Here is a 26,912-nt window from a genome sequence, read left to right as displayed (position 1 = left end):
TCCATTCGAATGAAAATGTATGAATGTGTTTTTATAGAAAGGTTTTCGATTAAAACAACAAAAGAGAGGCTTCAATCGTTGTTTACACGAAAGGTTATTATACTTTTGACAAAGGGAAGACATCGTATTGACTTACGAAATAGGAGAAAAAGGAGAACCTATTAAACACTTCTCCAATAAGAGAGGGGTATGTGATTATGGGTTACATTTCTCTTTGCCTCCACTTCTCCCTTGTATTTTATACATAGAACAATGTTGTTAGGAAAAAAAGTAATTCGCTATAAGAGAGGTTTCAACCGAAAAAAGCTCCTCTCTCTACTCTATACAGTATGTGGGGTAGCTTTTCTTTTTAGTAATCTACAATGTACAGACCGATACAACCGATTTGCTCCAGACTCATCGGTTAGCCTACATTTCTCGACAGATACGGTGCGCTTAGATACACTCTACTCTCGGCTCTCTTCTTCCACTCGCGGAGTTATGGTCTACAATCACAATCCTCTGGCGATAAAGTTGCAAGACGTGCGTCTAAGCGGAGCCATGGAGAGTGGTTTTCGCATCAATGTAGATGGTCGTAGTGGCAACCATTTTCAAAACATAACCTTGCCCGGCAAGGATAGTATTTTCATCTTCATAGAGGCAACTTTTCCAGAGGGAGCCTCCAATCTTCCTGAACCACAAGAAGATGATATTGTCTTCAAATTGGGAACGAAGGAACAAAAGATACACCTCGAAGCCTATCGGCAGAACATCTATCAATACAGCGAACTTATTATCAAAAAAGACACTACGATTACATCTGAGAGACCTCTCTATATAGTAGATAGTCTCGTAGTAGAAGAGGGGGGGGCTCTTACTCTGGAGGCAGGCGTACACATTCTTATGGGAGATAAAGCTCATATTTCCGTATATGGAGCCTTACGAGCATTAGGTACTGCCCAACAGCGTATAATGATTGAGGGTGTCCGCAGAGATAATCTCATTCCCAAAGTCAATTACCGTTTACTGCCAGGGCAGTGGGAATACCTTCGTTTTGCCCAATCCAGCCATGATAACCAACTATATTACATTACAATACGCAATGGACGAGGAGGTGTTAAGCTCTATGCAGAGCCTGACAAAGCAGGAGTTTCTTTGGACATGAAAGGGGCAGTCATAACCAATATGAAGGGGAATGCTCTTTATGCAAAATATGGAACTATCTTGATGGAGAATAGTGAATGTTCTAATACGCTATTGAGCACTCTCGACCTAAATAGTGGTAGCTATAGTTTGAATCACTGCACACTCATCAACCTATACCCTTGGGATAATCGACAGGGTCCTGCTGTTCGCTATTCGGTAGAGGAAAACCGAAATAACTCATCGCTCGAAATCTCTAATACGATTATCGACGGTTCTTACTCAGTACAACGCCCAAAGGGGAGAACACCCTCGGGAGGAGAGCTCCAAATAGAAGAAGGAAATACTCAGTGGGTACAAATTAGAAATAGTTACCTAAGAGCTCCTCTTGAGTTGTGGGATTTTTTTCACAACCCCATAGAGCAACTCTGCCATTGAATAAAGTTTATCACAGTACAGGACGAGACCAAAAGGACAACACCTACAACTTTATGTATGATTACCGCCCTCTTCCCAATGCTCCTTTTGTGGAGAAAGCAGTAGGTGCTCTTGCGACGGATTTACTTGGTAGACCTCGTGCCTTTGCCCCAACGATAGGTGCTTACGAACCTGCAGAACTACCAAAGGAATAGAAAAATGGCAATGCAACGTACTCTACTCAAGACAGAAGATGGATCCTTTACTGTGCAAGATAATCGAACGGGCGAGACTTATCATTCCCTCCATGGAGCTGTTAATGAAAGTCTACATATCTATATTCAGTATGGCCTTCACCATTGGATTGAGCAACACTCCGATAAGAGGCGAATGACCATTCTCGAAATGGGGTTTGGTACGGGACTTAATGCGCTTCTTGCCCTTTATGAGGCACAACGTATGGGATTGGAAATCTTGTATCACACGTACGAACTCTATCCTTTAGAACAAGGGGAATACTCCTCTCTTTCTTATCCTTTTTTGAACGATTATTATTCTACTTTGACCGATAGATATCTGCAAGAGCTACACACTCTCTCTTGGGATGAACCTCACCTTGTAGAACCATCATTCTTACTATATAAGCATCATATCGATTTTGTAGATGCTTCGCTTCCGAAGTGTGTTGATGTTGTCTTTTTCGATGCTTTTTCTCCCAATGTAGAACCTCTTTTATGGACACCAGAAGTCTTTGCCAAACTTTACAACCTTCAATCCCCAGGAGGTATACTTACGACCTATTGTGCCAAAGGGAGTGTACGCAGAGCCTTGCAAGAGGCTGGATATGTTGTGGAGCGTTTGTCGGGACCTATTGGAAAAAGAGAAGTATTACGAGCCTCTAAACCTTACTCTTCTGAAGTTGCTCTATAGTTCAGCGCAGTAGCTTCACTTTTTGATTGTACATTTGTGGCATGGAAGAGGCAAAAAAGATACATATAGAGAATTATTCGCAAGCGATAGCTCGCCTGACAACTATACTCAACACTATAGAGCATGAGAGTCCCGATGTAGATGACCTTATGGTGCTAACCGACGAGGCGGTGCAACTCATCGCTTTTTGTCGAGAGAAGTTAAAGACTACCGACAAGCAGATAGAGGCTCTTTTGGCTAAGCTCTCTGGCGAAGAGCAAGCCACCAACGTGTCCAACTAACAAGTACAATAAATTAAAGCGGTTTTTATGTTTAAAAGATTTATCCCAGTAATTGCAGCAGTAACTATGATGACAGCTTGTAATGGAGGGAAAGATGCTTCTCAAAAAGATCTTTCCTCCAATCCGTTTGTTAATCCTACGGATACCTATATGTCTGCCCCAGACTTTACAAAGATCAAGACAGAACACTTCCGACCTGCCTTTGAAGAGGGTATGCGTCTCCATACAGAAGAAATTGAAGCTATTAGTAATAATCCCGAAGCCCCTACTTTTGAGAACACTCTTGTAGCTTTGGAGAAAAGCGGACAAGTACTGAGTAGAGTTTCTTCGGTGTTCTTTGCTCTCTCTTCGGCAGACACTAATGATGATTTGATAGCCATTGAAGAGGAAATAGCCCCTAAATTGGCAGAGCATAGCGATGCTATGTATCTTAATGATAAGCTATTTGCCCGTATCAAAACTATATATGAAGCCGATCAATCTGCTCTCGACAATGAGGACAAGCGTCTCATAAAGTTCTACTATGACCAGTTCGTTCAAAAGGGAGCTTTATTAGACAAAGAGCAAAAGGAGGTTTTGAAAAAGATTAATCAAGAGGAGGCTTCTCTGCTAACAGACTTTGGTAACAAACTTACTAAGGCAACCAATGCTCTTCTCTTCATTAAAGATAAGGAGCAACTTTTAGGTCTTACAGAAGAGGAACTGCAAGCCGCAGCCGAGAGAGCGACAGAGGCAAAACGCTCGGGAGAGTATGCCTTTAGTTTAGACAATACAACCCAGCAAAGCATTATGGCGAAGTTGTCGGTGCGAGACACTCGTAAGCTCTTCTTCGAGGCAAGTATCAATCGCTGTATGAAGGGGGATGAGTTCGATACCCAAGCTATCGTGAAACGCCTCGCACAGCTTCGTGCGGAAAAGGCTACTCTCCTTGGATTTAACTCTTTTGCAGCATGGAAATTGCAAGATCAACTGGCTGCGACTCCTGAGAATGTTACTAACTTCCTCTCTAACTTAGCAAAGTTGGCAACGCCTCGTGCCTTAGCTGATGAAACTGAGTTAGAAAACTTTGCTCGTCAAACTGAGGGTACAGATTTTGATCTGGAAGCGTGGGATTGGAGCTACTTTGCTGAAAAACTTCGTCTTGAGAAGTATGGTGTCGATGAAACTACTATACGTCGTTATTTTGTTTTGGATAACGTTCTCAACAATGGGGTATTTTACTCTGCCAATAAACTCTATGGTATCTCTTTCAAACCTCGTACAGATGTTTCTGTTTACCACGAAGATGTTCGTGTTTGGGATGTAATCGATAAGGATGGCAACATCTTTGCCCTCTTTTACTTCGACCCTTATGCACGTGCTTCTAAAAGTGGTGGAGCTTGGATGAGCAATTTTGTAGACCAATCTTATCTATTGGACAAGAAACCCGTTATTTATAATGTATGTAACTATACCAAACCATCTAAGGGAGAGCCTTGCCTACTTTCTTGGGACGAAGTAACTACTCTTTTCCATGAGTTTGGTCATGCTCTTCATGGCTTGTTTGCAGCACAAAAGTATCCTTCCCTCTCTGGAACTAGTGTCCCTCGCGACTTTGTAGAGATGCCCTCACAGTTCAATGAGCATTGGGCGGCAGAACCAGAGGTCTTTGCCAACTATGCCAAGCACTACAAAACAGGAGAGGCTATGCCCAACGAGTTGGTAGAAAAACTCCAAAAGGCACAAACTTTCAATCAGTCTTATCCAATGATTGAAAACGTTGCGGCTTGTCTTTTGGACCAAGCATGGCATGGGCTAAGCGTGGAAAATGCTAATGTAGCCGACGTGAAAGTTTTCCAAGAAGAACAGTTGGCTAAGGTGGGATTGCTCAACAAGTGTATTCCTCCCCGTTATGGCTCTTCATACTTCCGTCACATTTGGAGTAATGGATATTCGGCAGGTTATTATGCTTACCTGTGGTCCGAAGCATTGGACAACGACATCTACGCATGGTTTACCAATAATGGAGGCTTTATTCCCGAAAATGGTAATCGTTTGCGTTCGATGATTCTCTCGAAGGGTAATACGGAAGACTTGATGAAGCTCTTCAGCGAGTTCACAGGTCATAAAGAAGTAGATCTTAAGCCTTTATTGAAAGCGAGAGGCTTGCTTTAAGCGCATAACATTTGAGACACTCCTGCAAAACAGCTTACTTAAAAACTCTTTGTAAGTAAGACAACTAGCTTGCTCTATTCACTAACCGTTGTATAGCTCCTATCGGAGTGGTACAACGGTTATTTTTATTGCCTTACAAGCAGTATTGAAGCACAAGTAAAGACACTGTCCGAAAAGGTGTGAATATAGTAAGTATGCAACCATTAGAAAAAGAACTCATACTACAGCTTCTTAGTATGAGTTCCTTCGAGAGACCGAATAAGTCTCTATTTTTTATTGTTCTTTGCCTTACAAACCAAAGGCCACTTTAACGCGATCTACATAGTCTAGTTTTTCCCAAGTAAAGAGTTCTACCTCTACTTCGATAGACTTATTATGGAAGTAGTCGAAATGCTTGGTTACTTTCTCTGGATTACGTCCAAAATGCCCATAGGAGGCAGTTTCTTGATAGATTGGTTGGCGCAATCCTAAGCGTTGTTCAATGGCATAGGGGCGAAGGTCGAAAATCTCAGATACCTTTTCGGCGATGGCTCCATCGGAAAGCGATAGATGGGATGTACCATTCGTATCTATATTAACACTAACAGGTTGTGCTACTCCAATGGCATAAGCTATTTGTACCTTTACTTCGTCAGCTACTCCTGCAGCTACTAAGTTTTTCGCTATATGACGAGCGGCATAAGCAGCCGAACGGTCTACTTTTGATGGGTCTTTGCCCGAGAATGCTCCCCCACCATGACTACTACGCCCTCCGTAAGTATCTACTATAATCTTACGCCCAGTGAGACCTGTATCTCCGGCAGGACCTCCAATAACGAATTTACCTGTCGGATTGACCAAGAGACGATATCCTTCAGCAAAGAGCGTTTTATATTGCTCTCCGTACATTGCCTCCATTCGAGGCAACACAATCTTACGAATATCTTCTTCGATTTTACATCGCATTGTTTCGTCTGCTTCCGCTTGTGCTTCGGGAGAGTTACCAGAGGGAGTAATAAACTCATCGTGCTGAGTAGAAACCACGATAGTGTGTACCTTAAGAGGTTTGTGGTCGTCGCTATATTCAACGGTTACTTGGCTTTTGGCATCGGGACGGAGGTAAGGCATTGGAGAGGGCGACATCTTGCGAACATAGGACAACTCTTTCAGGATAGAGTGTGAGAGCGCTACGGGCAGAGGCATATAATCTGGTGTCTCATTGGTAGCATAGCCAAACATCATACCTTGATCTCCTGCTCCCTGCTCTTCGGGCGAGGTGCGATCTACCCCTCTATTAATATCTTGGCTCTGGTCATGGATAGCCGATAGAATACCACAACTTTCGGCATCAAAACCATAGTCCGACTTTACATACCCTATATTGCGTATCACACCACGCACTACCGAATCTATATCTACAAAAGCATTGCTTCTAACCTCTCCAGCCACTACGACTTGCCCACGAGTAACCAAAGATTCACAAGCTACCTTTGAACGAGGGTCTGCCGCCAAGAGGTAATCTACCACGGCATCGGATATTTGATCGCATACTTTATCGGGATGTCCTTCCGAAACGGACTCAGATGTAAATAAATAACTCATAAAGTTTTATCAATCTAATGTTTATATCAAGGAACAAACTCTCTTTTGCGCTATCGAAAAGAGAAGAAACTCAGAGATATATTTAAGGGAAGGGAGAAAAGCAACTATTGGGTCAAGAGCACCTGTCCAAGAATAGAGCCTTTTGTATTATGGAAAAGGCATGTGCATTGCTTTCTTCTGTTAGGGAGAAAGTTTTAGCATTTTTTCTTGTGGTTGCAAGCTTTACAAATCCATCCACAGTAAACAATCCTTCTCTGAACTGTTCGTGGCAAAGGTAGCTATTATTTTGAGAAATGCAAGGCGTTGTTAGCAAAAACAATTGTTTTAATCCCTGATGCAATATGCCTATACACTTTACTGACAAAAGCATTATAGGTAATGGGCAAAAGGTATAATCCTTATGAACAAAACCATTATACCTTTTGAAGAAAAGGAATAATGGTATCAAAGCACAAGTATTGTACACAGGAAAGAGAGAAATAATATCCCTTGGACTTTTCTATGTAGTTATTCTTTGTGTACTTTTGCAACTATAAAATCAAAATAGACTAATAATGTACAGATCAATTACATGCGGAGAACTCCGTAAAGAAGATATTGACAAAAAGGTAACCCTTGCAGGATGGGTGAGTAAAATTCGTCGTATGGGGGCTATGACCTTCGTGGATCTTCGTGACAGATATGGTATCACTCAGCTTGTTTTTGCCTCTAATCATCCAGAGTTAGAGAAGCAAGTAGACCAATTGGGCCGTGAATGCGTGCTCCAAGCTACGGGAATTGTAAGAGAGCGCTCTTCAAAAAATAGTCGTATCTACGGGAGATATAGAAATAGAGGTAACTGAGTGCTGTTTGCTCAACTCTTCGGAGACTCCTCCTTTTACGATCGAAGAGGTTTCCGATGGTGGTGATGAACTCCGTATGAAGTACCGTTATTTAGACTTGCGTAGAGAACCCGTTAAACGCAATATAGAGTTGCGCCATCGCATGGCATTGATCACTCGCAACTATCTCGATAGTTTGAACTTCTTAGAGATAGAGACCCCCATGCTCATCAAGTCTACTCCCGAAGGGGCACGTGACTTTGTGGTACCCTCTCGTATGAATCAAGGCGAGTTTTACGCTCTTCCTCAGTCGCCACAGACCTTCAAGCAACTTCTTATGGTGGCAGGTATGGATAGATACTTCCAAATCGTAAAGTGCTTCCGTGACGAAGATTTAAGAGCTGACAGACAGCCCGAATTTACCCAAATAGATTGCGAGATGAGCTTCGTAGAGCAAGAGGATGTACTTAAGGTATTCGAGGGGCTTGCCGTAGAGCTATTCAGTAAGATTAGAAACGTCTCCATTTCAACCCCTTTCCGTAGAATGAGTTGGCATGAAGCGATGAGTAAATACGGGTCTGATAAGCCTGATATTCGCTTCGGAATGGAGATTAATGAAATAACAACCCTATGCCAAGGCAAAGGAATGTCTTTGATGGATGCTGCCCCTTATGTGGGAGCTATCGTAGTGCCTCAAGCGAGCGAATATACCCGTAAACAAATTGATGCTCTTACGGACTTCGTTAAACGCCCTCAAGTAGGAGCCAAAGGGTTGGTTTGGATTAAATACAATACTGATGGGACTTTTAAGAGTAGTATTGATAAATTCTTCTCTCAAGAAGATTTGCAAGCTATTGCTCTCGAAACAAAGGCTGTGGCAGGTGATTTACTCCTCGTATTGATGGGCGAACGAGAAGCTACCCAAAAACAACTCGGCACGCTACGTCTGCACATGGGAGACGAACTACAACTAAAAGACCCCAATAGATTTGAATGTCTATGGGTGGTAGACTTCCCTTTACTGGAGTGGGACGAGGAGACGCAACGCTTCTACGCTATGCACCATCCCTTTACTTCTCCTAAGAAAGAAGATATTGCCCTCTTGGATACAGATCCCAAGTCGGTGCGTGCCAACGCTTATGATATGGTTATCAATGGTGTCGAAGTGGGAGGAGGTTCTATCCGCATCCACGATGCTAATCTACAACACAAAATGTTTGAGGTGTTAGGCTTCACTCCCGAAAAGGCAGAGGAGCAATTCGGCTTCTTGATGAATGCTTTCAAATATGGAGCACCTCCCCATGGAGGAGTTGCTTTCGGGTTGGATAGATGGGTCGCTATTATGGCTGGTTTAGATTCTATCCGTGATTGCATCGCTTTCCCTAAAAACAATGCAGGTAGAGATGTAATGATAGATGCTCCTTCTAAGCTGGACCAAGAACAATTAGACGAACTCAACATACTCGTTAAACCCATTCAATAGTCTTTCTCTACGAGTATGCCGTTGCATAGTGATATAGTTGCTTCTATAGAGTGTATAGCCCCTCTTTCCCTCCAAGAAAAGTGGGACAATAGCGGTTGGCAGGTGGGAGATCCTTCACAGGAGTGCAAAGGGGTATTGTTGGCGGTAGAAGCTACCGAGGCTACTATTCAAGAGGCTATAGCGTGTGGAGCTAATCTTTTGATTACCCACCACCCTATCCTCTTTCATCCTCTAAAGAAGATCTCTACCTATTCCTATCAGGAACGATCTGTAGCTCTGGCTATTAAAAACGACATAGCTATCTATGCGGCTCACACCAATGTAGACAATGCTACCTTGGGTATTAATAAGCGACTTGCTGACCGACTCAACCTACAAAATACGCGATCGTTAGTACCCCTTTTGGGACAATTATACAAATTGGTCGTTATGCTTCCCCCAGAGGCTTTAGAAGAGGTAGAGCAAGCGTTGGTTCTATCGGGAGCTGGTCGTTTAGGTAATTATGACCATTGTTTCTTTAGGACAGAGGGGGTTGGTAGCTTTCGTCCTTTAGAGGGGGCTAATCCTTACTCAGGAAAGAGGGGAGAAATACATCGAACCGAAGAAGTGGCTCTACAAGTATTAGTACCTCAACCCATTCTCTCTAATGTACTTAAAGCACTGTATAATGCTCACCCCTACGAAGAGCCCGCTTTCGACATAATCCCTTTGGCGAACAAAGACCCACACATAGGGACCGGTATTGTAGGAGAGCTTGCAACGCCTATTACAGAGGAAGAGATGTTTGCCTTGTTAAGAGGTTTTGATAAAGTAGAGCGAGTAGCCTACTCTCGCCCTCTCGGCAAGCCCATCCGAAAAGTGGCTCTCTGTGGAGGGAGTGGAGGGAGTTTCCTGTCCAATGCCATTGCTTCAGGAGCTGATATCTATATCACAGGAGAGGCCAAATACAACGATTTTCTCGACGCTCAGGGGCATATCCTCCTTGCCACTATAGGGCACTTCGAGAGTGAAGCGATATTTTGCTCTCTTTGTAAAGAACACATATTGTCGAATTTTGCTAACTTTGTAGTTCAAATAGCAAAGAGTGATTTTAATCCGGTTAATTACTTATAACCATTTAGATATGCCTAATCAACAGACGACACCTCAAAGCGAAGAGCAACAAATTGCAGAAAGATTGAAAGCAGTAGCCCGTTTACAAATGGCGCTCTCACGTATAGATAAAATAGAAACCTTGCGCGGAGAGCTTCCTATAGAGGTACAACACATCGAAGATGAATTGGTAGGTATCCATACAAGGCTCGAAAATTATACAGCTTCTGCCAAGAATTTGACGCAATCTGTTACGGCAGAAAAAACCAAGATTGCTCAATCTCGTGAACTCCTTGAGAAGTACAGAGCGCAATTAGATAGAGTGCGTAATAATAGAGAGTACGATAACCTGTCTAAGGAAATCGAGTACCAAGAACTTGAGGTAGAGTATTCAGAGAAAAAGATACGAGAGTACACCGCCGAGTTACAGACTCGCAAGGCGGATATTACGGCTCTTAAAGAACTATACGACTTGCGGTCGGAGGATTTAAAAGCCAAGAAAGGTGAGCTTGATGACATCATCAAGGAGACACACGAAGAGGAAGAAAGACTTCGTGCCAAAGCGAGTGAACTCGAAAAAGCTATCGATGACCCTCGCCTACTCTCGGGCTTTATGCGCATTCGTAGTGGAGCTCGCAATGGCCTTGCAGTAGTACCTATTGATAGAGATGCTTGTGGCGGTTGCTTCAACCGCATTCCTCCTCAGCACCAATTAGAGATTAAGCTCTGCAAGAAGATTACTATTTGTGAGTATTGTGGTCGTATTATCATTGATCCAGAGCTGATGGAAAACGCTTAAAGAAGTGTTGCCATCTGCTGTTGTACAACATAAAATTCTTTGTGCGTTGGGGCAACTCAACCGCAGAGAATTTTTCTTTTTTAGGGGATTCTATAATTATTAAACTATGGCACGCAGGTTGCCTCCTAACATTTATCATCACCCTCTGCTTACGGCGGTACAAAGGGCTATAGAAAAATATGCCTTACTTGTGCCCCAGCAAAAGGTACTGGTCGGTCTGAGCGGTGGAGCTGATTCGGTTGCGCTTCTAATTGCTCTTTCTCTACTCGACTACGAGTGTATAGCTTTACACTGCAATTTTCATTTACGCGGAGAGGATAGTAACGCAGATGAAGCCTTCTGTCGCGACCTTTGTAGTCGCTACTCTATCCCTTTTTCTGTACGAGAATTTGACACCGAGCAAGAAGCAAAACAGGCTAAAGTATCTATCGAAATGGTAGCTCGAGACCTTAGGTACAGAGCTTTTGAAGAGCAGGCACATTGCCTCGCTATAAAAAATATAGCTGTAGCTCACCATCTACAAGATAATGTAGAAACTTTGTTGGGAAATATTGCATTAGGCACAGGACTTAGAGGACTTAAAGGTATCCCCATTCGAAGAGGTAATATTATACGCCCCTTTCTTGAAGTAGACCCCAAATACATCTATAATTTCTTGAATGTTGTTGGAGAGAATTATCGTACCGATCATACTAATCAAGATACCTCTATTCGTAGAAATTATATTAGACATAATATCCTACCCCTTTTTCAACAGCTTAATCCTAATTTTTTAGAGACGGTTCAGCGCCTGTTTGAAAATCTAAGAGAGGCTCAATGTCTCTATCAGCAGGGTGTACAACAGACATTGCAGAAAGCACATATAGATACTAACGATGTTTCCAAAGAAGAATATCTATGTACTCCTATAGCTTCTTCGCAAGCCTCTCTTACACTATTATACGAATTACTCTCCTCAAGAGGTTTTCATCGCAATGAACTGGAAAAGTTTGCCCTTCATCTTTGCGACAGAGAGCCTGCTACCATCTATTCCTCAACTCATAGAGTAACACGTTCTTTCGGCAAAATCTCCATCTCGAACCGGGAGAAATCTCCTTCTGTTCTTACTACTATAAAATTAGAATTAGACCAGCGTGCGGGAAAAATCATAACACCTTATGGAGAACTTCTCTATACATTTTTTGAAAAAACTCCCATGCAGATGGGTAAAAATATCATACTTATTGATGTGAGTAGTTACCCCTTGCCTCCCGAGGAGACACTCCATTTAGAACTTGCTATACCAAAGGGTAATACTAAGATAAAACCTTTAGGACTGCATGGACAAAAAGAAATAAAGAAAATACTCCGAGAGCATAGACTCTCTGCCGAAGAGAGAACTTCTGTGCCTCTTCTTTCTTTAGAAACTACCCCTATATGGCTCATGCCCTATACACGTACAGATGCGTTGTTAGTCAAAGAGAGTACTACGCAAGTTCTAATGTTGGAATTGATACCCCCTACCGTTGCTAAACCTACAATGGATAAAAGTACTAACTTTGAGGGAGGAGAATAAGTTTTTCTTAAAAACATATTGTATGAATACTTCATCGAATATAAAGGGAGTAGTAAAGGCTCTCTCTATTGTGATTATTGCTATTTTTTCTGTGGCTTTTTTATCTTGTAAAGGCGGAAGCAATACATTCAATTCTGCCAGCGGTAGTCCCGGAGAGTTATTGCTTGTTATGGATGAAGATTTACTTTCCTCTCCATCAGGCGAGATTGTAAAAGGTATGCTTCAAACAGAGGTTACTGCTCTACCTCAGATAGAGCCTTGGATGAAGGTACAGACAGTAGCTACCCGTAACTTTGAAGATTTCTTGCGTAATACTCGAAATATAGTAATCGTGCAAAACGATGGCAGTGTCTACACGCACAATGCCGTAAAGTACAGCTACGATGAGTGGGCTAAGGGACAGCTGGTTGTCGTGCTACAAGTGCCCTCCAAAGATTCTCTACAAGCTTTGGCAGAGCAGAAAGGAGAGATGATACGTAATCTTTTACTCCGACACGAGCTATACAGATATGCTGAGATGTGGGAGAAATCGTTCAGCACAAAAGCCGATACATACAGCCAAGAGATGTTTGGATACCGTATTAATCTACCAGAAGATTTTCAATCTTACAAGAAGGGCGACAACTTCCTTTGGGTCTCCAACAACGCTTACTCCAAGCGTATGGATGTGGTGATATACAGGCATCCCTATTCTGATAAAGAAGACCTTTCCAAAGAGAGATTGCTTGCTTTGAGAGATAGTATCCTTGGAAAAAATATTCCTGGAGCCACCCCCGATAGTTATATGACTACCACAGAAGGGAGTACAAAGCATCGTTTTATCAAAAAACCTAATGGGGCTATTATTAGTGAATTAAAAGGTTTGTGGGAGACAAGTGGATCTTCTGCTATGGCAGGCCCTTTTGTTGCTCATGCCTTTGCAGTACCCGAGGAGGGAATGATGTATTATATCGAGGGCTTTGTCTACCACCCGAATGAATATAAAAGAGAACTCATCCGTCGTTTACAAGCTACACTTTTCTCTTTCAGACCCGAAAGAGAACAAGATTTCGACATTGCTTCTATCAAGGGTATATGGTGGTCGGAAGAGGAGTAATAGAGATTTTACATACAATGGAAAAGAAAACCTATAAACCACGCATTGGTATCACCCACGGGGATATCAATGGAATTAACTACGAGTTGTTGCTCCGCATTTTTGCTAACAATGATATTTGCGAGTTTTACACTCCTATTATATATGGCTCTCCTAAAGTGGCCAGCTATTGGCGTAAGGTATTAAAAGTAGATACTACTCCATGGAATCGCATTAATCATCCTGACGAAGCACTCGAAGGAGAGGTTAATATATTATCTTGTATTGCAGACGAAGTCAAGGTAGAGATAGGAATACCCTCCGAAATAGCAGGCCTTGCAGCCTATCAGGCATTGGATTTGGCTACACAACATGCCTTGGAGAGAAAGATAGATGCTCTTGTAACAGCTCCTATAAACAAATCAGTTATGCCTCAAGAGCTCTTTCCCTACAAAGGACATACAGACTTTTTAGGAACTCGATGTGGACTCGAAGAGGGCAAAAAGCCCCTTATGATTTTGATGAAAGGGGAGGTAAAAGTCGCTTTAGCTACTACCCATCTTCCCATTAGAGAGGTACCAGAGAGCATCAATCAGGCTCTGATAATTTCAAAGCTAAAAGACATTGAACAGGCTTTGCAAAGAGATTTCAATATCGCGAAGCCAAGAATTGCAGTATTGGGGCTTAATCCTCACTGTGGAGACAATGGGCTTATTGGTAAGGAGGAAGAGGAGATTATAGCTCCTGCTATTAGAGTTGCCTTAGAGGAGGAGGGATTGCTTGCCTTTGGTCCATTCGCTGCTGATGGTTTTTGGGGTTCTTCAGAGTTGACAAAATATGATGCCATACTCTCTCTATATCATGATCAGGGGTTAGCTCCTTTCAAAGCTTTGTTTATGGACGAAGGGATAAACTTTACAGCAGGCTTACCTATAGTGCGCACCTCTCCCGACCATGGTACGGGATTCGATATTGCTGGGCAAGGTAAGGCCTCGGAAGAGTCTCTAAGACAGGCAATTTATGTAGCAATAGATACAATACGAAATCGCCACAGATTTGATTATGCACGTCGTAATCCTTTGCGCAAGCTTTACTCAGAGCGTGGGCACGACAATGAAAATATCGAAGCTATTACAATTCAGCAAGATTAAAGTAATCCACAGTGTCTAACGAGCATCCTCTGTTGCATGTGTACACAGCTTCTGCTGGAGCTGGAAAGACGTACACACTAACACGTGAATACCTCGCCTTGGCCCTTGTAGCACCCGAAGAAGAGTTCAGGCGCATTATTGCTATGACCTTCACCAACAAAGCTACCAATGAGATGAAAGAGCGTATTGTCGAAGCGCTCTATAGACTTTGTTTTAATTTGGGAGAAGAGGGACTCTTACAGGAATTGTCCTCCGAGTTAGGTTTTACAATGGAGGAAATACGTAGCAAGTGTTGGAAAATGCTTTTAGCCTTGCTGGGCGACTATTCTTCTTTTAAGGTAAAAACCATAGACTCTTTTTTTCAAGAGATTATTCGCACGTTTGCCTATGAGTTAAATTATGCAGGCAACTACAAAATAGAAATGGATGCTGAGCTTTGGCTCTATCAGTCCATACTATTGTTACTTCACAGCTTACACACTCCCGGTTATGAAGATTTAAGGCATTGGATAACGGAACTTTCGGAAGAAACTATTGACGAAGGACAAGGACACGACTTAACCAAAACGTTGATGCGTTTGGGAAGAGAACTCTTCAAAGAAATCCCTCTTAGAGCTATCAATACGGAGGACTTTCCGACCAAAGAAGAGATACGCTCCTCTCGAAGAGTCCTCTCCTTATTTCTCAAACAATGTGATGAGGAACGTCTTCATGTAGCCCAAAATGCGATTGCTCTAATGAGTCAAGAAGGTTTAGAGCCTGCCTCTTTTAAGGGAAAAGGGCGTTCCCCATTGTCGGTATATACGAAGATAGTAGCCTACCCAGAAGAAGTTCCATCTCTTACTGATTCTTTTCTAAAAATTGATTCTTCGGACGATTATTCCGAATACCTTACCGATGCTATTCGCAAGAATGAAGCTCTCTATGCCTCTTATCTGCGTGTTATAGAGGGAGGACTAAAAGAGTGTAATAAAAAACTTGTAAGGCTTCATGTACAGCGTAGGACGGCAAGTATCATTCTAAAGCATCTCTCCAAGCTTGGTACCCTAAGCGATATAAATACAACGATGTATCAATTAGGGCAAGAGCAAAATACTATGCTTTTGGGCAATTCTCAACATTTTATCCATCGTATCATAGAGGGAGCACCAGCTCCTTTTATCTACGAGCGTTTAGGGGGTACACTACATCACTTGATGCTTGATGAGTTTCAAGATACGGCTCGTTTGCAATATGAAAATTTGCGTCCATTACTTGAAGATACTCTTTCTTCGGGTTATAGCAGTCTTATTGTTGGTGATATAAAGCAGAGTATATACAAGTTCCGCAATTGTGATCGCTCCATTTTAGGACAAGATTTAGAGCGAGACTTTGACCCTTATTTTCAAGATCATATACTTGAGTACAATTGGAGAAGTTGTCAAGAGATAGTTCTTTTTAACAATCAACTCTTCTCTCTCTTGCCTCAGGTAGTTACGGACTTATTAAAGGAGAAAATAGAACGCAGCAAATTAATCTTCCAGCGTTCTGGTTATAGCGATTATATCCCTTCTTCTGATGTTGCGGAAGATGTTGTAGAGTGCTATGCTACCGCTCGGCAGTTAGTACCCCCAAAAAATGAAATTCTGAAAGGAGGAGTAGAGGTTTTATTTTATAATCCGGAGGAAGAGTCTCCCATCGATATCAATGGGGAGAAAAACCTTCCCGAGATACTCCTATCTCTCATAGAGGATAAAGGGTATGCTCCCGAAGATATTGCCATTTTGGCGAATAAAAACGATGAAGTAGCAGAGATAGCAGAGTGCTTATTAAAGTATGTAGACCAACATCCAGAGAAAGCACAAAGCCTCAAGTTCATATCGGCAAGGGCTCTATTGACAACGAACTCCAATACAGTTCGACTGGTTATTAACCTACTTCGTTCTTTAGCTAATCCGAAGGATGAAGAACAGCACAATCTTACAGAACAACACTATGTTTCTCTTTGTCTTTCCCAAAAAGATGATAACAAATGCATTTCTTTCCAAGAGATAATACACGAGTTGGTAGGACGTTTGCCCTACTTAGCGATGTACGAACTTGTAGTAAGTATTATAGACTTATTACAACCTGTTACTTCTCCCGAAGAAGATCCCTATATCACTCATTTTTTAGACCTTGTTTATAATTTTCATTGCGAACAGCCTACAGATATTGCTGGCTTTATAACTTGGTGGGATACCAAAGGGAACAAAAGCCAATTGCCCGAAGAGCAAGGTGCCTCTGCTATTACGCTTCTCACCATCCATCAATCTAAAGGTCTCGGCTTTCCTATCGTTTTACTCCCCTATCCTACATGGTCCTTTCGGGGATGCGCAATGCTTTTTCCTTTATTTGGACTTCTATACCCGAAGATACTCGCCACGAGTTGGGTATTGACTTATCTCTCGTAGCTTTAGAGAAAAGCTCTACGCAAATGTCCGATAGTCTCTTTGCTTCCAAGTACTTTCAAGAGCTAACAGATGAGATAATTGATAGACTCAACCTTTTCTATGTGGCTATGACTCGGGCTAAAAAAGGTCTCTTACTTTGGTTGCCAAAAGTGGAAAAAGAATACGTTACAGACTCTTTGGACAGTCTACTGAATCATATTTTCAAACATTATAACCTTGAAGAGTACTTAGCACCTATCCCCCCTCAAGAAAAGAAATATGCAACAACTTCACAGAAAAGTGGACTAACGTATTCTCCTCGAATAGCTCGGCAAGAAAGTTCCAATAATATCACTATACAACTCAAAGCCAAGAGGGCTTTTCAAGATACAGAAGCTATCCAACATGGAGCAGTAATGCATGAAATTCTTAGTGAGGTAGTCACAATGGATGATATAGAACGAGTGGTTAAGAAAGCTGTACGTGATGGCAAACTATTAGAGAGAGAGAGAGAAAAATTGGAAGATAGATTAAGAAAAGAGTTGTCTTTCCCTCTCACTCAAAAATGGTTTGCATCCGAGGTTGTGGTTCTTAATGAGCAAGATATATTGCTTCCTCAAAAAAATAACTTCTATCGTCCTGATAGAATTATTCTTTGTCCTGATGGAGAAGTTGTGGTGGTAGACTATAAATTTGGAGAGGAACAGAAAAAGTACAACAAACAAGTGGCGCACTATGTATCTCTACTGGAAAGCATGGGATATAAAAATGTAAAAGGATACTTATGGTATTTCAGAGAGGAAACCTCCTTGATCTCTCCCGTGAAAAGGAACTAAGAGCCAATAGAATGTGTTATCTTTGGCAAAGAAGCAGTACTAAAATATCTATATAAAATGACAATTAAAGAATATATCCAAACCAACGAAGAGAGATTTTTGGATGATTTGTTCGAAATCATACGCATTCCCAGTATTAGCTCTAAGACGGAACATAAGCCGACATGGTGCGTATGGCTGAACACTGGTGCCAGTACCTAAAAAAAATAGGGATGAATCGTTCGGAGGTTTATCCCACTATGGGCAACCCTGTAGTATATGCAGAACGTATTATCGACCTTCGGCTAAAACGATTCTTATTTATGGACATTATGATGTAATGCCGGCTGAACCTCTCGAGCTTTGGAAAAGCGAACCATTTGAACCTGTTATTCGAGATGGTCATATCTGGGCACGTGGGGCAGATGATGACAAGGGGCAAACTATGATACAGGTAGCTGGTTTACAAACAGCCTTGGCTCTTGACCTGGTAAAATGCAACGTCAAAATCATCTTTGAAGGAGAAGAAGAGATAGGCTCTACACACTTAGGAGCTTTTTGCGAAAAATACAAAGATATGCTTAAGGCGGATGCTATTTTGGTATCTGATACCAGTATGGTAAGTAAAGAAACACCTACTCTTACTACAGGGCTACGGGGGTTAGCCTATTGGGAGATAGAGGTTACAGGACCTAATAGAGATCTTCACTCTGGGCATTTTGGAGGAGCTGTTGCCAATCCTATCAATGAGTTGTCCAAGATTATTGCCCAAATGGTGGATGAGAAGGGACGCATCACAATACCCCATTTCTATGACGACATAGTACCTCTAAGCCAAGAGGAGCGAGATATGATTGCTCAAATACCTTTTTCTGAAGAGAAATACAAGAAGGCTATTGATGTTAATGCCCTTTTTGGAGAGGAAGGCTATAGTACTTTGGAACGCAACAGTTGTCGTCCAAGTTTTGATGTATGCGGTATTTGGGGCGGTTATACAGGAGAAGGAGCTAAAACGGTACTCCCCTCAAAGGCGTATGCTAAAGTCTCTACTCGTTTAGTGGCCAATCAAGATCATTCCAAAATATCCCAGCAATTTGTTGATTATGTAAAACAAATTGCTCCTCCCTATGTGCGTGTTGAAGTAACTCCTATGCATGGTGGAGAAGCCTACCTTTGTCCCATCGATTTACCTGCCTATAAGGCGGCAGAGCAAGCCTGTGAAGTAGCTTTTGGCAAACGTCCTTTGCTATTCGCCGCGGAGGTAGTATTCCCATCATAGCCCAATTTGAAAAGATATTGGGGGTAAAAAGCGTGTTGATGGGCTTTGGATTGGAAAGTAACGCTATTCACTCTCCTAATGAAAATTTCCCATTGGATCTATTCCGCATTGGTATAGAGGCTGTGGCTGAATTCTATCGTTTCTATCGATAAGTCTATGAAACCTATTTTAATCTCTGGGGCTCTGATAAACGGTATCGTACAAGATCTTCTTATTGAGGAGAATAGGATTGCGCGTATTGCTCCTTTTATCCCTCAAAAAGAAGAGTATGATGTTTTAGAAGGAGCCCATCGAGTAGTTGTACCAGGTATGGCTAATACTCATACCCATGCAGCTATGACCCTTTTTAGAGGTTATGGCGACGACCTTCCTCTTATGCCTTGGTTAGAAGATTATATTTGGCCCGTAGAGGCACATCTAACGGAGGAAGATATTTATTGGGGCGTACGTTTGGCTTGTCTTGAAATGATTCGTACTGGTACAACTCTTTTCCTTGATATGTATGCCTCCCCCTTGGCTACCGCACAGGCTGTGGAAGACTCTGGGATTAGAGCCGTAGTGGGGTGTACACTTTTTGATAGAGGAGATGAGGCGAGGGCCAAGTTAGACCGAGATAATTGCTACCAATACCTCAAAGATTTTGAGCAGTATTCTGATAGAGTTATTTATTCCATAGCTCCCCATGCTATCTATACAGTGAGCGAAAAGCAATTGCAATTTTGCCGAAATTTTGCTGATGAAACGGGTGTTTTGGTACACCTTCACCTGTCTGAAACACAAAAAGAAGTGTCAGATGCTATACAACAATATGGTATGCGCCCTGCAGAGTATCTTGAAAAAATAGGGGCTATTAGCGACCGTTTTGTTTTGGCTCATAGCCTTTGGTTGGAAGATAACGAATTAGACATTATAGCTCGAGCTGGTGCTGCCACAGTACACAATCCCGCTTCTAATATGAAGTTGGCATCGGGCTTCTCTTTCCGATTTGAAGAGATGAAGCAGCGAGGCATCCGTGTAGGTATAGGTACGGATGGTTGCTCTTCGTCGAACAACTTAGATATGTTTATTGCGATGCGCATGGCGGCTCTCTTAGGCAAAGTATGGCGTTATGATTCGACCGCGACTTCTGCACAAGATGTCTACCAAGCAGCAACTGAAACAGGTTATCACATATTAGGTTTAGAGGGAGGTGTACTCAAAGAAGGAGCTTTGGCAGACTTGTGTTTGCTAAAAACTAATGTTCCTACTATGGTTCCAATGCATAACCTTATCTCCAATTTGGTCTACTCGGCAGATGGTTCTGTGGTGGATACCACGATTGTAGACGGACGCATCTTGATGCGAGAGGGTGTCATCCCCGGAGAGGAAGAGGTTATTATGAAAGCAGCTCAAAAAGCCTATAAACTAATAGCCAACTATGGCATAAAACAAAAGTAAGATTATGGAAATGAAAATGTATCGAGAGTCGGCAGATTTTCTACTCCAACGACTTCCCTTTCAAGCTAAAATAGGCATTATTCTGGGTAGTGGTTTGGGGGCTTTGGCCGATAAAATTGAAGACGCCACTGTAATCCCTTACAGTGAAATTCCACACTTTGCTCACTCTACTGCCATTGGTCATAAAGGGAACTTTATTTGTGGTAACTTGGGTGGAGTACCTGTGATAGCCATGCAGGGACGCTTTCACTACTACGAAGGCTACTCTATGGAACAAGTAACGTTTCCAGTGCGAGTGATGAAGCTTATTGGTGTAGAAACTCTTTTTGTATCTAATGCTGCAGGAGGTATCAATAGTACTTTTAGGGTAGGAGACCTGATGATTATTCGAGATCACATAAATAATCTTCCCAATCCGCTCATTGGTCCCAACAAAGAGGAGTTCGGAGTGCGTTTTCCTGATATGACACGTGCTTATGATAGAGAACTGATAGCAAAGGCGGAGCGTATAGCCCAAGAGGAGAAGATTGAACTCAAAAAGGGTGTTTATGTAGGGCTTACAGGACCTTCGTATGAAACACCTGCAGAGTATCGCTTCTACCAATTAGGTGGAGGAGATGCTATCGGCATGAGTACTGTACCCGAAGTGTTGGTGGCTCGTCATGCAGGAATAAGAGTTTTCGGAATGTCTGTTATCACCAACGAAGGGTGGCATTTTGAGGGAGACTATACCAATGATGCCCAAGAGGTAATAGATGCTGCCAACCAAGCTTCTGAAAGAATGGGCAAAATCTTTACACGACTGATTAAAGAAATTGCCGAATAAAATTCGATAACACTTTTTACTAATGGATGCCATAGCCCCATCTAACAGCTATCCTCTTACTCAAGAAGAGCAAGAAATACTACTCCAACTAAGAAAAAGGATTCGCTCACGAATGGATGGTGTTATGGCATCTTCTATGAGAGATAAGGGGATTGATTACTCCTATAACTTGGGACTCTCTATCCCACAAATAAGGGAATTAGCTGAGGGCTTGCCTACTACCCTCTCTTTTGCAGAGCATCTTTTAGCGACACGTTCTAGAGAACTGAAAATAATAGGGCTCATTTTATACCCAACCGAGGAGTTAACCAAGGAGAGGGCTATGGCTCTACTCGAAGAACTCCCTACTCAAGAGTTAAAAGATATATACGCTCATCACTTTCTAAGTTCTTTAGAACCCCACTCTCCTATTTGGACAACTCTATGGCAAGAGGGAGCTGCTCGTCCAGAGATTATTGCCGCTCTAACCCGTAAGCTATTGTTACAACTACCCATAGAGCCAACTTTTGTTCAAACTGTATTACAAGAAATTGTAAAAACTCATAGCATCTCGCTTCCTTTTACCTCAATCGAGATTTCCTTTTTAGAGCGTCTTGCCCTCCATCCCGATTTTTCTACTTTACTAAACACTTATATAACCCAATGGCAAGAACACCAAGATGAAGAGCTAAGGGGGGTAGCTTCTTATCTTTCTGATGCACTAATTCTTGCCCAAGAGGGAGAGAAGAAATAAAAGGAATAAAAAGGTCTTGACTTATCGCTATATTGAATTTTGGTAAGTACCTTTGCCTATCTGTTAGATTATTTTAATGCAAAGCTATGTTTCTAAATAAGGTTATCTTGGTTGGATATGTCGGGATGGATCCCGAAGTACGTTACATAAAAGAAAATATGGCTACGGCGACTTTTTCTTTAGCTACTACACAGCCCAGTTACCGCTTACGTTCTGGAGCTATGAGCCCCGAACATACGGATTGGCATCGTATAGTTACCTATGGAGAACAGGCTCTCTTTTGCGAAAAATTTGTCCGAAAAGGACACCTTCTTATGGTAGAAGGCAGAGTAAGTTACCGCAAGTATTCAGACAAAAACAATGTGATGCACTCCGTAACAGAGATTGTAGCTGAGCGAGTTGGCTATGTGGGTAATCATGCCCAAGAGCAAAACAAAAACATTGGAAGTTAATCTATAAACATCTTATCTTGATGGATACCATTGTATCATCTTTCCTTGCTTCACTTTTCCCCTTATATTTTCCCGAGATACAGGTGCTTCCCTTCACTTTTGGGGCTGCTATTGCTTTACTATTGATAGTGGTCTTGCTGGTGTTATCGGGCTATATGTCCTCTTCGGAAGTAGCTTTTTTTTCGCTTTCTCCTCAGAATATCCATGAGGTGCGTAATAGCAATACTCCAACAGACCAAAAACTTTTAACACTACTCAGCGAGTCTGAAAAGTTGTTGGCTACAATACTCATCGGTAATAACATCGTCAATATTAGCATAGTACTATTAAGTAACTACTGGGTACGTCTGACTTTTGACTTTGGAGAGGCAGAGTCGATGCGTTTCATAGTGCAGACCATAGCCCTGACCTTTATTCTGCTACTTTTTGGAGAAATTATTCCTAAGGTCTATGCTCAGAACAATCCTTTAGCTTTCAGTAGATTTTCTACGAAGATTATGTATCCCCTGCATCGTTTGCTTTCGCCTCTATCAAAACTTCTCATAAAAATTTCTTCCTCCTTGGACAAGAAAACAAGCAAACAGTACAGCCTCTCGGTAGATGACCTCTCTAAAGCAGTGGAGCTTACCATAGACCAAACAGAAGAGGAGAGCAAATTGATCGGAGAAATCATCAAGTTTCATGCCAAAACAGCCAATGAGATTATGCTCCCTCGAGTGGATATGGTGAGTGTGGATTATAGTTGGACTTTTACCGAAGTACTCGCTTTTATCTTAGAGGCAGGTTACTCGCGCATCCCCGTTTTTCAGGGTACACAAGACGACATCAAGGGTATTCTCTACATTAAAGATTGTATTCCCTATGCCCAAGAGACTGATGAGTTTAATTGGCATCGTTTAATCAGAGAGGCCTATTTTGTACCAGAAAACAAGAAAATAGACGACCTTTTGGAGGAGTTCCGTTCACAACGTATCCATATCTCTATCGTTGTAGATGAGTATGGAGGTACTTCGGGATTGATTACGCTGGAAGATATTTTGGAAGAAATAGTCGGAGAGATTACCGATGAATATGATGAGGAAGAGTTACTCTATACCCGCTTACCTGACGGCTCTCTACTTTTTGAGGGCAAAACTCCCATAAACGATTTTTGCAGACTGCTCGATATAGACCCTAAAGTATTCGAAGAGATTTCTCAAGAGGTCGATACACTTAGTGGCATCTACTTAGAAGTTAAGCAGGAGTTGCCCCGAGTGGGAGCTTTTGCAGAGTATGCTGGATTTCGCTTTGAGGTAACGAAATTAGAGAAATATCGCATCATGCAGATGCGTATTACCCTCCCTAAAGAATACACAGACAACCCTCAATAAACGCCTCAATGGAAGGAGTTTTTGTAGCCCGTGTAGCAGACCTCGTAGAGGGGGCAACTACCCTCCCCCGACGTACACAAGAGCAAGAAGCGGTTAAACGGCTTTTAGAACAACTTCTACCCCACGGAAAACTATCGCATACAGCCGAAGGAGCACCCTACATAGAGGGGTGTTCGGGGACAATTAGCATCAGTCATTCGACCGATTTTGTAGCTCTCTTCCTCTCCTCTACGGCTCGTCATATTGGGATAGATATTGAGAGTAAATATGCCAAAGTATTGCGGGTTGCTCCTCGATTTATGAATGATAAGGAGTTGAAGGCATTGTCGAAGCTCCGCACACACTGTGAGCAAGAGCGATTTGCCACTATTATTTGGAGTGCCAAGGAGGCTACGTTCAAATACTTTCGCTCTGCTCATCCCGATTTTCGAGCCTATTACCACACTCTTTTTTTGGATAGTATCATTCCCTTTCACAAAGAGGAGAGCAAACAAACCCTCCAACTTCATTACAGCCATCCTACCACTTCTTCGGCAAGGCTCTCTATAACGGTAGAGCAAAAAGAGCTCTACACCTTGGCTTACCTGTCGGACACTCAAGCCTCAACTGCCCTATAAGGCTAATCCTCCCAACCCTATTTCCCAACTCTTACACAAACTTTTTCAGTGCTGCGAAGCGCAAGAATATCTGCTTTTCTCCAGCTCTACCAAAGTCTATTGTTGCAATGGCATTCTCTTTGATTCCCTCAATCTCTTTTACAATTCCCTCTCCAAAAAGTTTATGAAACACTCTATCTCCTAAGGATAGGTCTTCGGCGCTTTTGATGCTAACAGTAGCTTGATGGCTCTCTATTTCTATATTTTTGCGAGAAGTAGTAAAAGGAGAAGAATGTATTTCTTGCCTCATAGGACCTCCTAAAATAGGTACCCCTTTGCGTTCCTCTTTTTGTGCTTTTGGGGCAGGTATCCCCCTTTTTGGTACTGGTGCAGAGGTGAGTGACAAGAATCTATGCTCTTCGGGGCGAATACCCTCTTGCGCTAAGAGAGAAGCATCTAACTCCTTCAAAAATCGGCTCGGTAACATAGGAGCACCATTACCGTTAATGATACGATAACGAGCAAAATAAAGGTTACACTGCTCTTTCGCTCTTGTTATTGCCACGTAGAGCAGACGACGTTCTTCCTCGAGATTGTCGTCCATTTCGCTTCGTTGAGAGGGGAACAAGCCCTCCTCCAAACCTACAATATATATATAGTCATACTCCAATCCCTTAGAGGCGTGAACCGTCATCAGATGTACAGCATCTCGGTCTTCCTCCTGCTCTTCATCGTCTCTATCAGAAGCGAGAGAGATACCCTGTAGAAAGAGGGCTAAAAGATCTTGCGGTGTGGAGTAATTGGGGTCAAAGAGCAAATCGCTCTCTATCGTAGCTGTCAAGAATTCTTGTACACTCGATACGAACTCTTCCACATTTTCAAGGCGTGTTTCGCTCTCTTCGGTATTGTCCAATCGAAGTGCTTCTACAATGCCCGACCGCACTACAATGTACTTAATCCAATCTACAAAATTGCCCTCTACAGGGGTGGAAATATCGCCCAATAGCTCCAAATAAAGTGCCAAGTTTTTGGCTCCAGCTCTTGGCAGAGGAGCCTGCTCTAACAATAGCTTTTGAGAGGCTCGATAGAGCGATATACCTTCTCCACGTGCTCTGTCGTAGATAGCCTGCAATGTCTTGTCTCCTATGCCCTTTTTGGGATATTTGGCGGCTCGTTCAAAAGCCTCATTATTGTCCTTATTTAGGATTAGTTGGAGGTAAGCGAGTATATTTTTGATTTCGGCTCTACCATAGAAAGCAAGTCCTCCATATATCTTGTAGGGAATGCCTGCGGTGCGTAACTGCTCTTCGAAAAGGCGACTTTGCGCATTGGTTCGGTACAGAATGGCAAAGGAGTTATAAGGGAGAAGCGGATTTTCCCTTTTGTAATGGGCTATTGAGGTGGTTACATTTTGTGCCTCTTCATATCCACTATCTGCCCCATTTAGTATTGTTTTTGTTCCCTTAGGACGGCGAGAAAAAACTTTCTTCGGTATGCGCTCCCTATTGTGTTCTATGAGGCTATTGGCAAGATTGACAATGTTTTGCGAAGAGCGATAGTTCTCCTCCAATTTGAAAAGGCGTGCCTCGGGGAAAAGTTGTGTAAAGGATAGAATGTTTTGCATACTTGCCCCTCGAAACGAGTAGATACTCTGCGCATCGTCTCCTACGGCAAATATTCGTTGCTTACTTTCGACTAATCGGCGTACAATAAGGTATTGAGAGGGGTTCGTATCTTGGAACTCATCAATCAGCAGATAGTCGATACTTTCTTGAATCTCCTGCAACACTTCGGGAAAATCTCGAAGCAGAACGTTGAAAAGGAAGAGCAAATCATCAAAGTCCATCGCATTGGCCTCCTTACAGCGTTGCGTATAAAGTTCATAGATGGAGTTGATGAGTGTAATACCGTTGGATTTATCGTACGACACCATATCGACCTGCGAATTGTAGGCTTGTGGGGTTATAAGCCTGTTTTTGGAGGTTGAGATACGGTTGAGTATGAGCTTGGGGGTGTAGAGCCGATTATCTAAGTTGAGTTCCTTGACTATTTTTTTCACCAAGCTCTTAGAATCCGAAGTGTCGTAGATAGAGAAATTAGGCGTAAAGCCTAATAGCGGAGCGTATCGCCTTAGGATGCGAGCAAAAACGGAGTGGAACGTACCCACCCTCATTTTAGAGGCGGCGTGGGCAGAGACCATTTGAGCCACACGCTGTTGCATCTCTTGAGCAGCTTTGTTGGTAAATGTGAGAGCCATTAGCTTCTCGGGCGCATAACCACACTCTATCAGATGCGCCAATTTATAGGTTAAAACACGGGTCTTCCCCGAACCAGCTCCTGCAATCACGAGGGCAGGTCCCCCATCGTAAAGTACAGCTTCTGCCTGAGCGGAATTTAATTCTTGTTTGTAATCAATCATTCGAAACGGTATGCCATATCAACAGGACCAATGGCACTACAAAGATACAGATAGCTACACGCATAGCGTATATACTCTCTGATTTAGAAGGAATACATCCAAGTCTCCAACCT

20 protein-coding genes and 2 pseudogenes are annotated in these 26,912 nt (G+C 42.4%); 20 read left to right on the top strand and 2 right to left on the bottom strand.

Features of this window, described 5'->3' with window-relative positions; genetic code table 11:
* Window positions 1-252 precede the first annotated feature (252 nt).
* Genes JCM15907_RS10900 through JCM15907_RS05210 form a run of 5 tightly spaced genes read left to right on the top strand, consistent with a single transcriptional unit; the run spans window position 253 to window position 4,904 of the window.
* Complete coding sequence (locus tag JCM15907_RS10900) at window positions 253-1,560, top strand: hypothetical protein (protein WP_051522397.1); 1,308 nt, start codon at window positions 253-255, stop codon at window positions 1,558-1,560.
* The gene (locus JCM15907_RS12270; protein WP_051522396.1) at window positions 1,557-1,754 is read left to right on the top strand and encodes a hypothetical protein; all 198 of its coding nucleotides are present in this window, start codon (window positions 1,557-1,559) and stop codon (window positions 1,752-1,754) included. The genes JCM15907_RS10900 and JCM15907_RS12270 overlap by 4 nt, the downstream gene beginning before the upstream one ends.
* 4 nt (window positions 1,755-1,758) lie before the next feature.
* Window positions 1,759-2,469, top strand: coding sequence for a tRNA (5-methylaminomethyl-2-thiouridine)(34)-methyltransferase MnmC2 (mnmC2, locus tag JCM15907_RS05220; RefSeq protein WP_036885504.1), 711 nt, complete (start codon window positions 1,759-1,761; stop codon window positions 2,467-2,469).
* 41 nt (window positions 2,470-2,510) lie between these two features.
* Window positions 2,511-2,750 (top strand): exodeoxyribonuclease VII small subunit, encoded by a 240-nt coding sequence (xseB, locus tag JCM15907_RS05215; RefSeq protein WP_025842991.1) that lies wholly within the window; start codon window positions 2,511-2,513, stop codon window positions 2,748-2,750.
* Between the two features lie 27 nt (window positions 2,751-2,777).
* Window positions 2,778-4,904, top strand: coding sequence for a M3 family metallopeptidase (locus JCM15907_RS05210; protein WP_025842990.1), 2,127 nt, complete (start codon window positions 2,778-2,780; stop codon window positions 4,902-4,904).
* 288 nt (window positions 4,905-5,192) lie between these two features.
* Here JCM15907_RS05210 and metK read toward each other — a convergent pair whose 3' ends face one another.
* Window positions 5,193-6,485 (bottom strand): methionine adenosyltransferase, encoded by a 1,293-nt coding sequence (metK, locus tag JCM15907_RS05205; RefSeq protein WP_025842989.1) that lies wholly within the window; start codon window positions 6,483-6,485, stop codon window positions 5,193-5,195.
* Window positions 6,486-7,039: 554 nt separating this feature from the next.
* Here metK and aspS point away from each other — a divergent pair.
* From aspS to JCM15907_RS05125, 15 genes and pseudogenes are all read left to right on the top strand, one after another.
* Window positions 7,040-8,789, top strand: a pseudogene (gene aspS, locus JCM15907_RS10895) (aspartate--tRNA ligase).
* Window positions 8,790-8,804: 15 nt separating this feature from the next.
* On the top strand, window positions 8,805-9,902 hold the full coding sequence (locus JCM15907_RS05190; protein ID WP_025842987.1) for a Nif3-like dinuclear metal center hexameric protein: 1,098 nt from the start codon (window positions 8,805-8,807) through the stop codon (window positions 9,900-9,902).
* 10 nt (window positions 9,903-9,912) lie between these two features.
* On the top strand, window positions 9,913-10,680 hold the full coding sequence (locus tag JCM15907_RS05185) for a zinc ribbon domain-containing protein (RefSeq protein WP_025842986.1): 768 nt from the start codon (window positions 9,913-9,915) through the stop codon (window positions 10,678-10,680).
* Between the two features lie 106 nt (window positions 10,681-10,786).
* Complete coding sequence (tilS, locus tag JCM15907_RS10890; protein WP_051522395.1) at window positions 10,787-12,235, top strand: tRNA lysidine(34) synthetase TilS; 1,449 nt, start codon at window positions 10,787-10,789, stop codon at window positions 12,233-12,235.
* 22 nt (window positions 12,236-12,257) lie between these two features.
* The gene (locus JCM15907_RS05175) at window positions 12,258-13,331 is read left to right on the top strand and encodes a DUF4837 family protein (RefSeq protein WP_025842984.1); all 1,074 of its coding nucleotides are present in this window, start codon (window positions 12,258-12,260) and stop codon (window positions 13,329-13,331) included.
* 17 nt (window positions 13,332-13,348) lie between these two features.
* Window positions 13,349-14,461, top strand: a complete 1,113-nt coding sequence (gene pdxA / locus JCM15907_RS05170; RefSeq protein WP_025842983.1) for a 4-hydroxythreonine-4-phosphate dehydrogenase PdxA — start codon at window positions 13,349-13,351, stop codon at window positions 14,459-14,461.
* A gap of 11 nt (window positions 14,462-14,472) precedes the next feature.
* On the top strand, window positions 14,473-16,893 hold the full coding sequence (locus JCM15907_RS05165; RefSeq protein ID WP_025842982.1) for a UvrD-helicase domain-containing protein: 2,421 nt from the start codon (window positions 14,473-14,475) through the stop codon (window positions 16,891-16,893).
* The gene (locus JCM15907_RS05160) at window positions 16,812-17,708 is read left to right on the top strand and encodes a hypothetical protein (protein ID WP_148297465.1); all 897 of its coding nucleotides are present in this window, start codon (window positions 16,812-16,814) and stop codon (window positions 17,706-17,708) included. Before JCM15907_RS05165 ends, JCM15907_RS05160 begins: the two co-directional genes overlap by 82 nt.
* Window positions 17,709-17,765: 57 nt before the next feature.
* Window positions 17,766-19,118: pseudogene (locus JCM15907_RS10885) on the top strand (dipeptidase).
* Window positions 19,119-19,122: 4 nt separating this feature from the next.
* Window positions 19,123-20,403, top strand: a complete 1,281-nt coding sequence (locus tag JCM15907_RS05150) for an amidohydrolase family protein (protein WP_025842980.1) — start codon at window positions 19,123-19,125, stop codon at window positions 20,401-20,403.
* A gap of 10 nt (window positions 20,404-20,413) precedes the next feature.
* Window positions 20,414-21,229, top strand: coding sequence for a purine nucleoside phosphorylase I, inosine and guanosine-specific (locus JCM15907_RS05145; protein WP_370664411.1), 816 nt, complete (start codon window positions 20,414-20,416; stop codon window positions 21,227-21,229).
* A gap of 22 nt (window positions 21,230-21,251) precedes the next feature.
* Window positions 21,252-21,962 (top strand): DNA alkylation repair protein, encoded by a 711-nt coding sequence (locus JCM15907_RS12265; RefSeq protein ID WP_025842978.1) that lies wholly within the window; start codon window positions 21,252-21,254, stop codon window positions 21,960-21,962.
* A gap of 86 nt (window positions 21,963-22,048) precedes the next feature.
* Window positions 22,049-22,414, top strand: coding sequence for a single-stranded DNA-binding protein (locus JCM15907_RS10875; RefSeq protein ID WP_036883932.1), 366 nt, complete (start codon window positions 22,049-22,051; stop codon window positions 22,412-22,414).
* 20 nt (window positions 22,415-22,434) lie between these two features.
* Entirely contained in the window at window positions 22,435-23,784 is a 1,350-nt protein-coding gene (gene gldE / locus JCM15907_RS05130; protein WP_025842977.1) for a gliding motility-associated protein GldE, read from the top strand.
* 8 nt (window positions 23,785-23,792) lie between these two features.
* Complete coding sequence (locus JCM15907_RS05125; protein WP_025842976.1) at window positions 23,793-24,401, top strand: 4'-phosphopantetheinyl transferase family protein; 609 nt, start codon at window positions 23,793-23,795, stop codon at window positions 24,399-24,401.
* A 31-nt stretch (window positions 24,402-24,432) separates the two neighbouring features.
* Here JCM15907_RS05125 and JCM15907_RS05120 read toward each other — a convergent pair whose 3' ends face one another.
* Window positions 24,433-26,799 (bottom strand): ATP-dependent helicase, encoded by a 2,367-nt coding sequence (locus JCM15907_RS05120; RefSeq protein ID WP_025842975.1) that lies wholly within the window; start codon window positions 26,797-26,799, stop codon window positions 24,433-24,435.
* Between the last annotated feature and the right edge of the window lie 113 nt (window positions 26,800-26,912).

The organism is Porphyromonas gingivicanis JCM 15907 (genome assembly GCF_000614585.1).
GTDB classification, from domain to species: domain Bacteria; phylum Bacteroidota; class Bacteroidia; order Bacteroidales; family Porphyromonadaceae; genus Porphyromonas; species Porphyromonas gingivicanis.
Note: the sequence above shows the minus strand (reverse complement) of the source record. Positions and strands in the feature narration are given on the sequence as shown.

Bases quoted from the DNA above. Each gene is read 5' to 3' on its own strand.
- JCM15907_RS05185 (WP_025842986.1), top strand. From the start codon at position 9,913: ATGCCTAATCAACAGACGACACCTCAAAGCGAAGAGCAACAAATTGCA.
- mnmC2 (WP_036885504.1), top strand. From the start codon at position 1,759: ATGGCAATGCAACGTACTCTACTCAAGACAGAAGATGGATCCTTTACT.
- xseB (WP_025842991.1), top strand. From the start codon at position 2,511: ATGGAAGAGGCAAAAAAGATACATATAGAGAATTATTCGCAAGCGATA.
- JCM15907_RS05150 (WP_025842980.1), top strand. From the start codon at position 19,123: ATGAAACCTATTTTAATCTCTGGGGCTCTGATAAACGGTATCGTACAA.
- metK (WP_025842989.1), bottom strand. From the start codon at position 6,485: ATGAGTTATTTATTTACATCTGAGTCCGTTTCGGAAGGACATCCCGAT.
- JCM15907_RS05145 (WP_370664411.1), top strand. From the start codon at position 20,414: ATGAAAATGTATCGAGAGTCGGCAGATTTTCTACTCCAACGACTTCCC.
- JCM15907_RS10900 (WP_051522397.1), top strand. From the start codon at position 253: ATGTTGTTAGGAAAAAAAGTAATTCGCTATAAGAGAGGTTTCAACCGA.
- tilS (WP_051522395.1), top strand. From the start codon at position 10,787: ATGGCACGCAGGTTGCCTCCTAACATTTATCATCACCCTCTGCTTACG.
- JCM15907_RS05120 (WP_025842975.1), bottom strand. From the start codon at position 26,799: ATGATTGATTACAAACAAGAATTAAATTCCGCTCAGGCAGAAGCTGTA.
- JCM15907_RS05210 (WP_025842990.1), top strand. From the start codon at position 2,778: ATGTTTAAAAGATTTATCCCAGTAATTGCAGCAGTAACTATGATGACA.
- JCM15907_RS05175 (WP_025842984.1), top strand. From the start codon at position 12,258: ATGAATACTTCATCGAATATAAAGGGAGTAGTAAAGGCTCTCTCTATT.
- pdxA (WP_025842983.1), top strand. From the start codon at position 13,349: ATGGAAAAGAAAACCTATAAACCACGCATTGGTATCACCCACGGGGAT.
- JCM15907_RS05190 (WP_025842987.1), top strand. From the start codon at position 8,805: ATGCCGTTGCATAGTGATATAGTTGCTTCTATAGAGTGTATAGCCCCT.
- JCM15907_RS05160 (WP_148297465.1), top strand. From the start codon at position 16,812: ATGCGCAATGCTTTTTCCTTTATTTGGACTTCTATACCCGAAGATACT.
- JCM15907_RS10875 (WP_036883932.1), top strand. From the start codon at position 22,049: ATGTTTCTAAATAAGGTTATCTTGGTTGGATATGTCGGGATGGATCCC.
- JCM15907_RS12265 (WP_025842978.1), top strand. From the start codon at position 21,252: ATGGATGCCATAGCCCCATCTAACAGCTATCCTCTTACTCAAGAAGAG.
- JCM15907_RS05125 (WP_025842976.1), top strand. From the start codon at position 23,793: ATGGAAGGAGTTTTTGTAGCCCGTGTAGCAGACCTCGTAGAGGGGGCA.
- gldE (WP_025842977.1), top strand. From the start codon at position 22,435: ATGGATACCATTGTATCATCTTTCCTTGCTTCACTTTTCCCCTTATAT.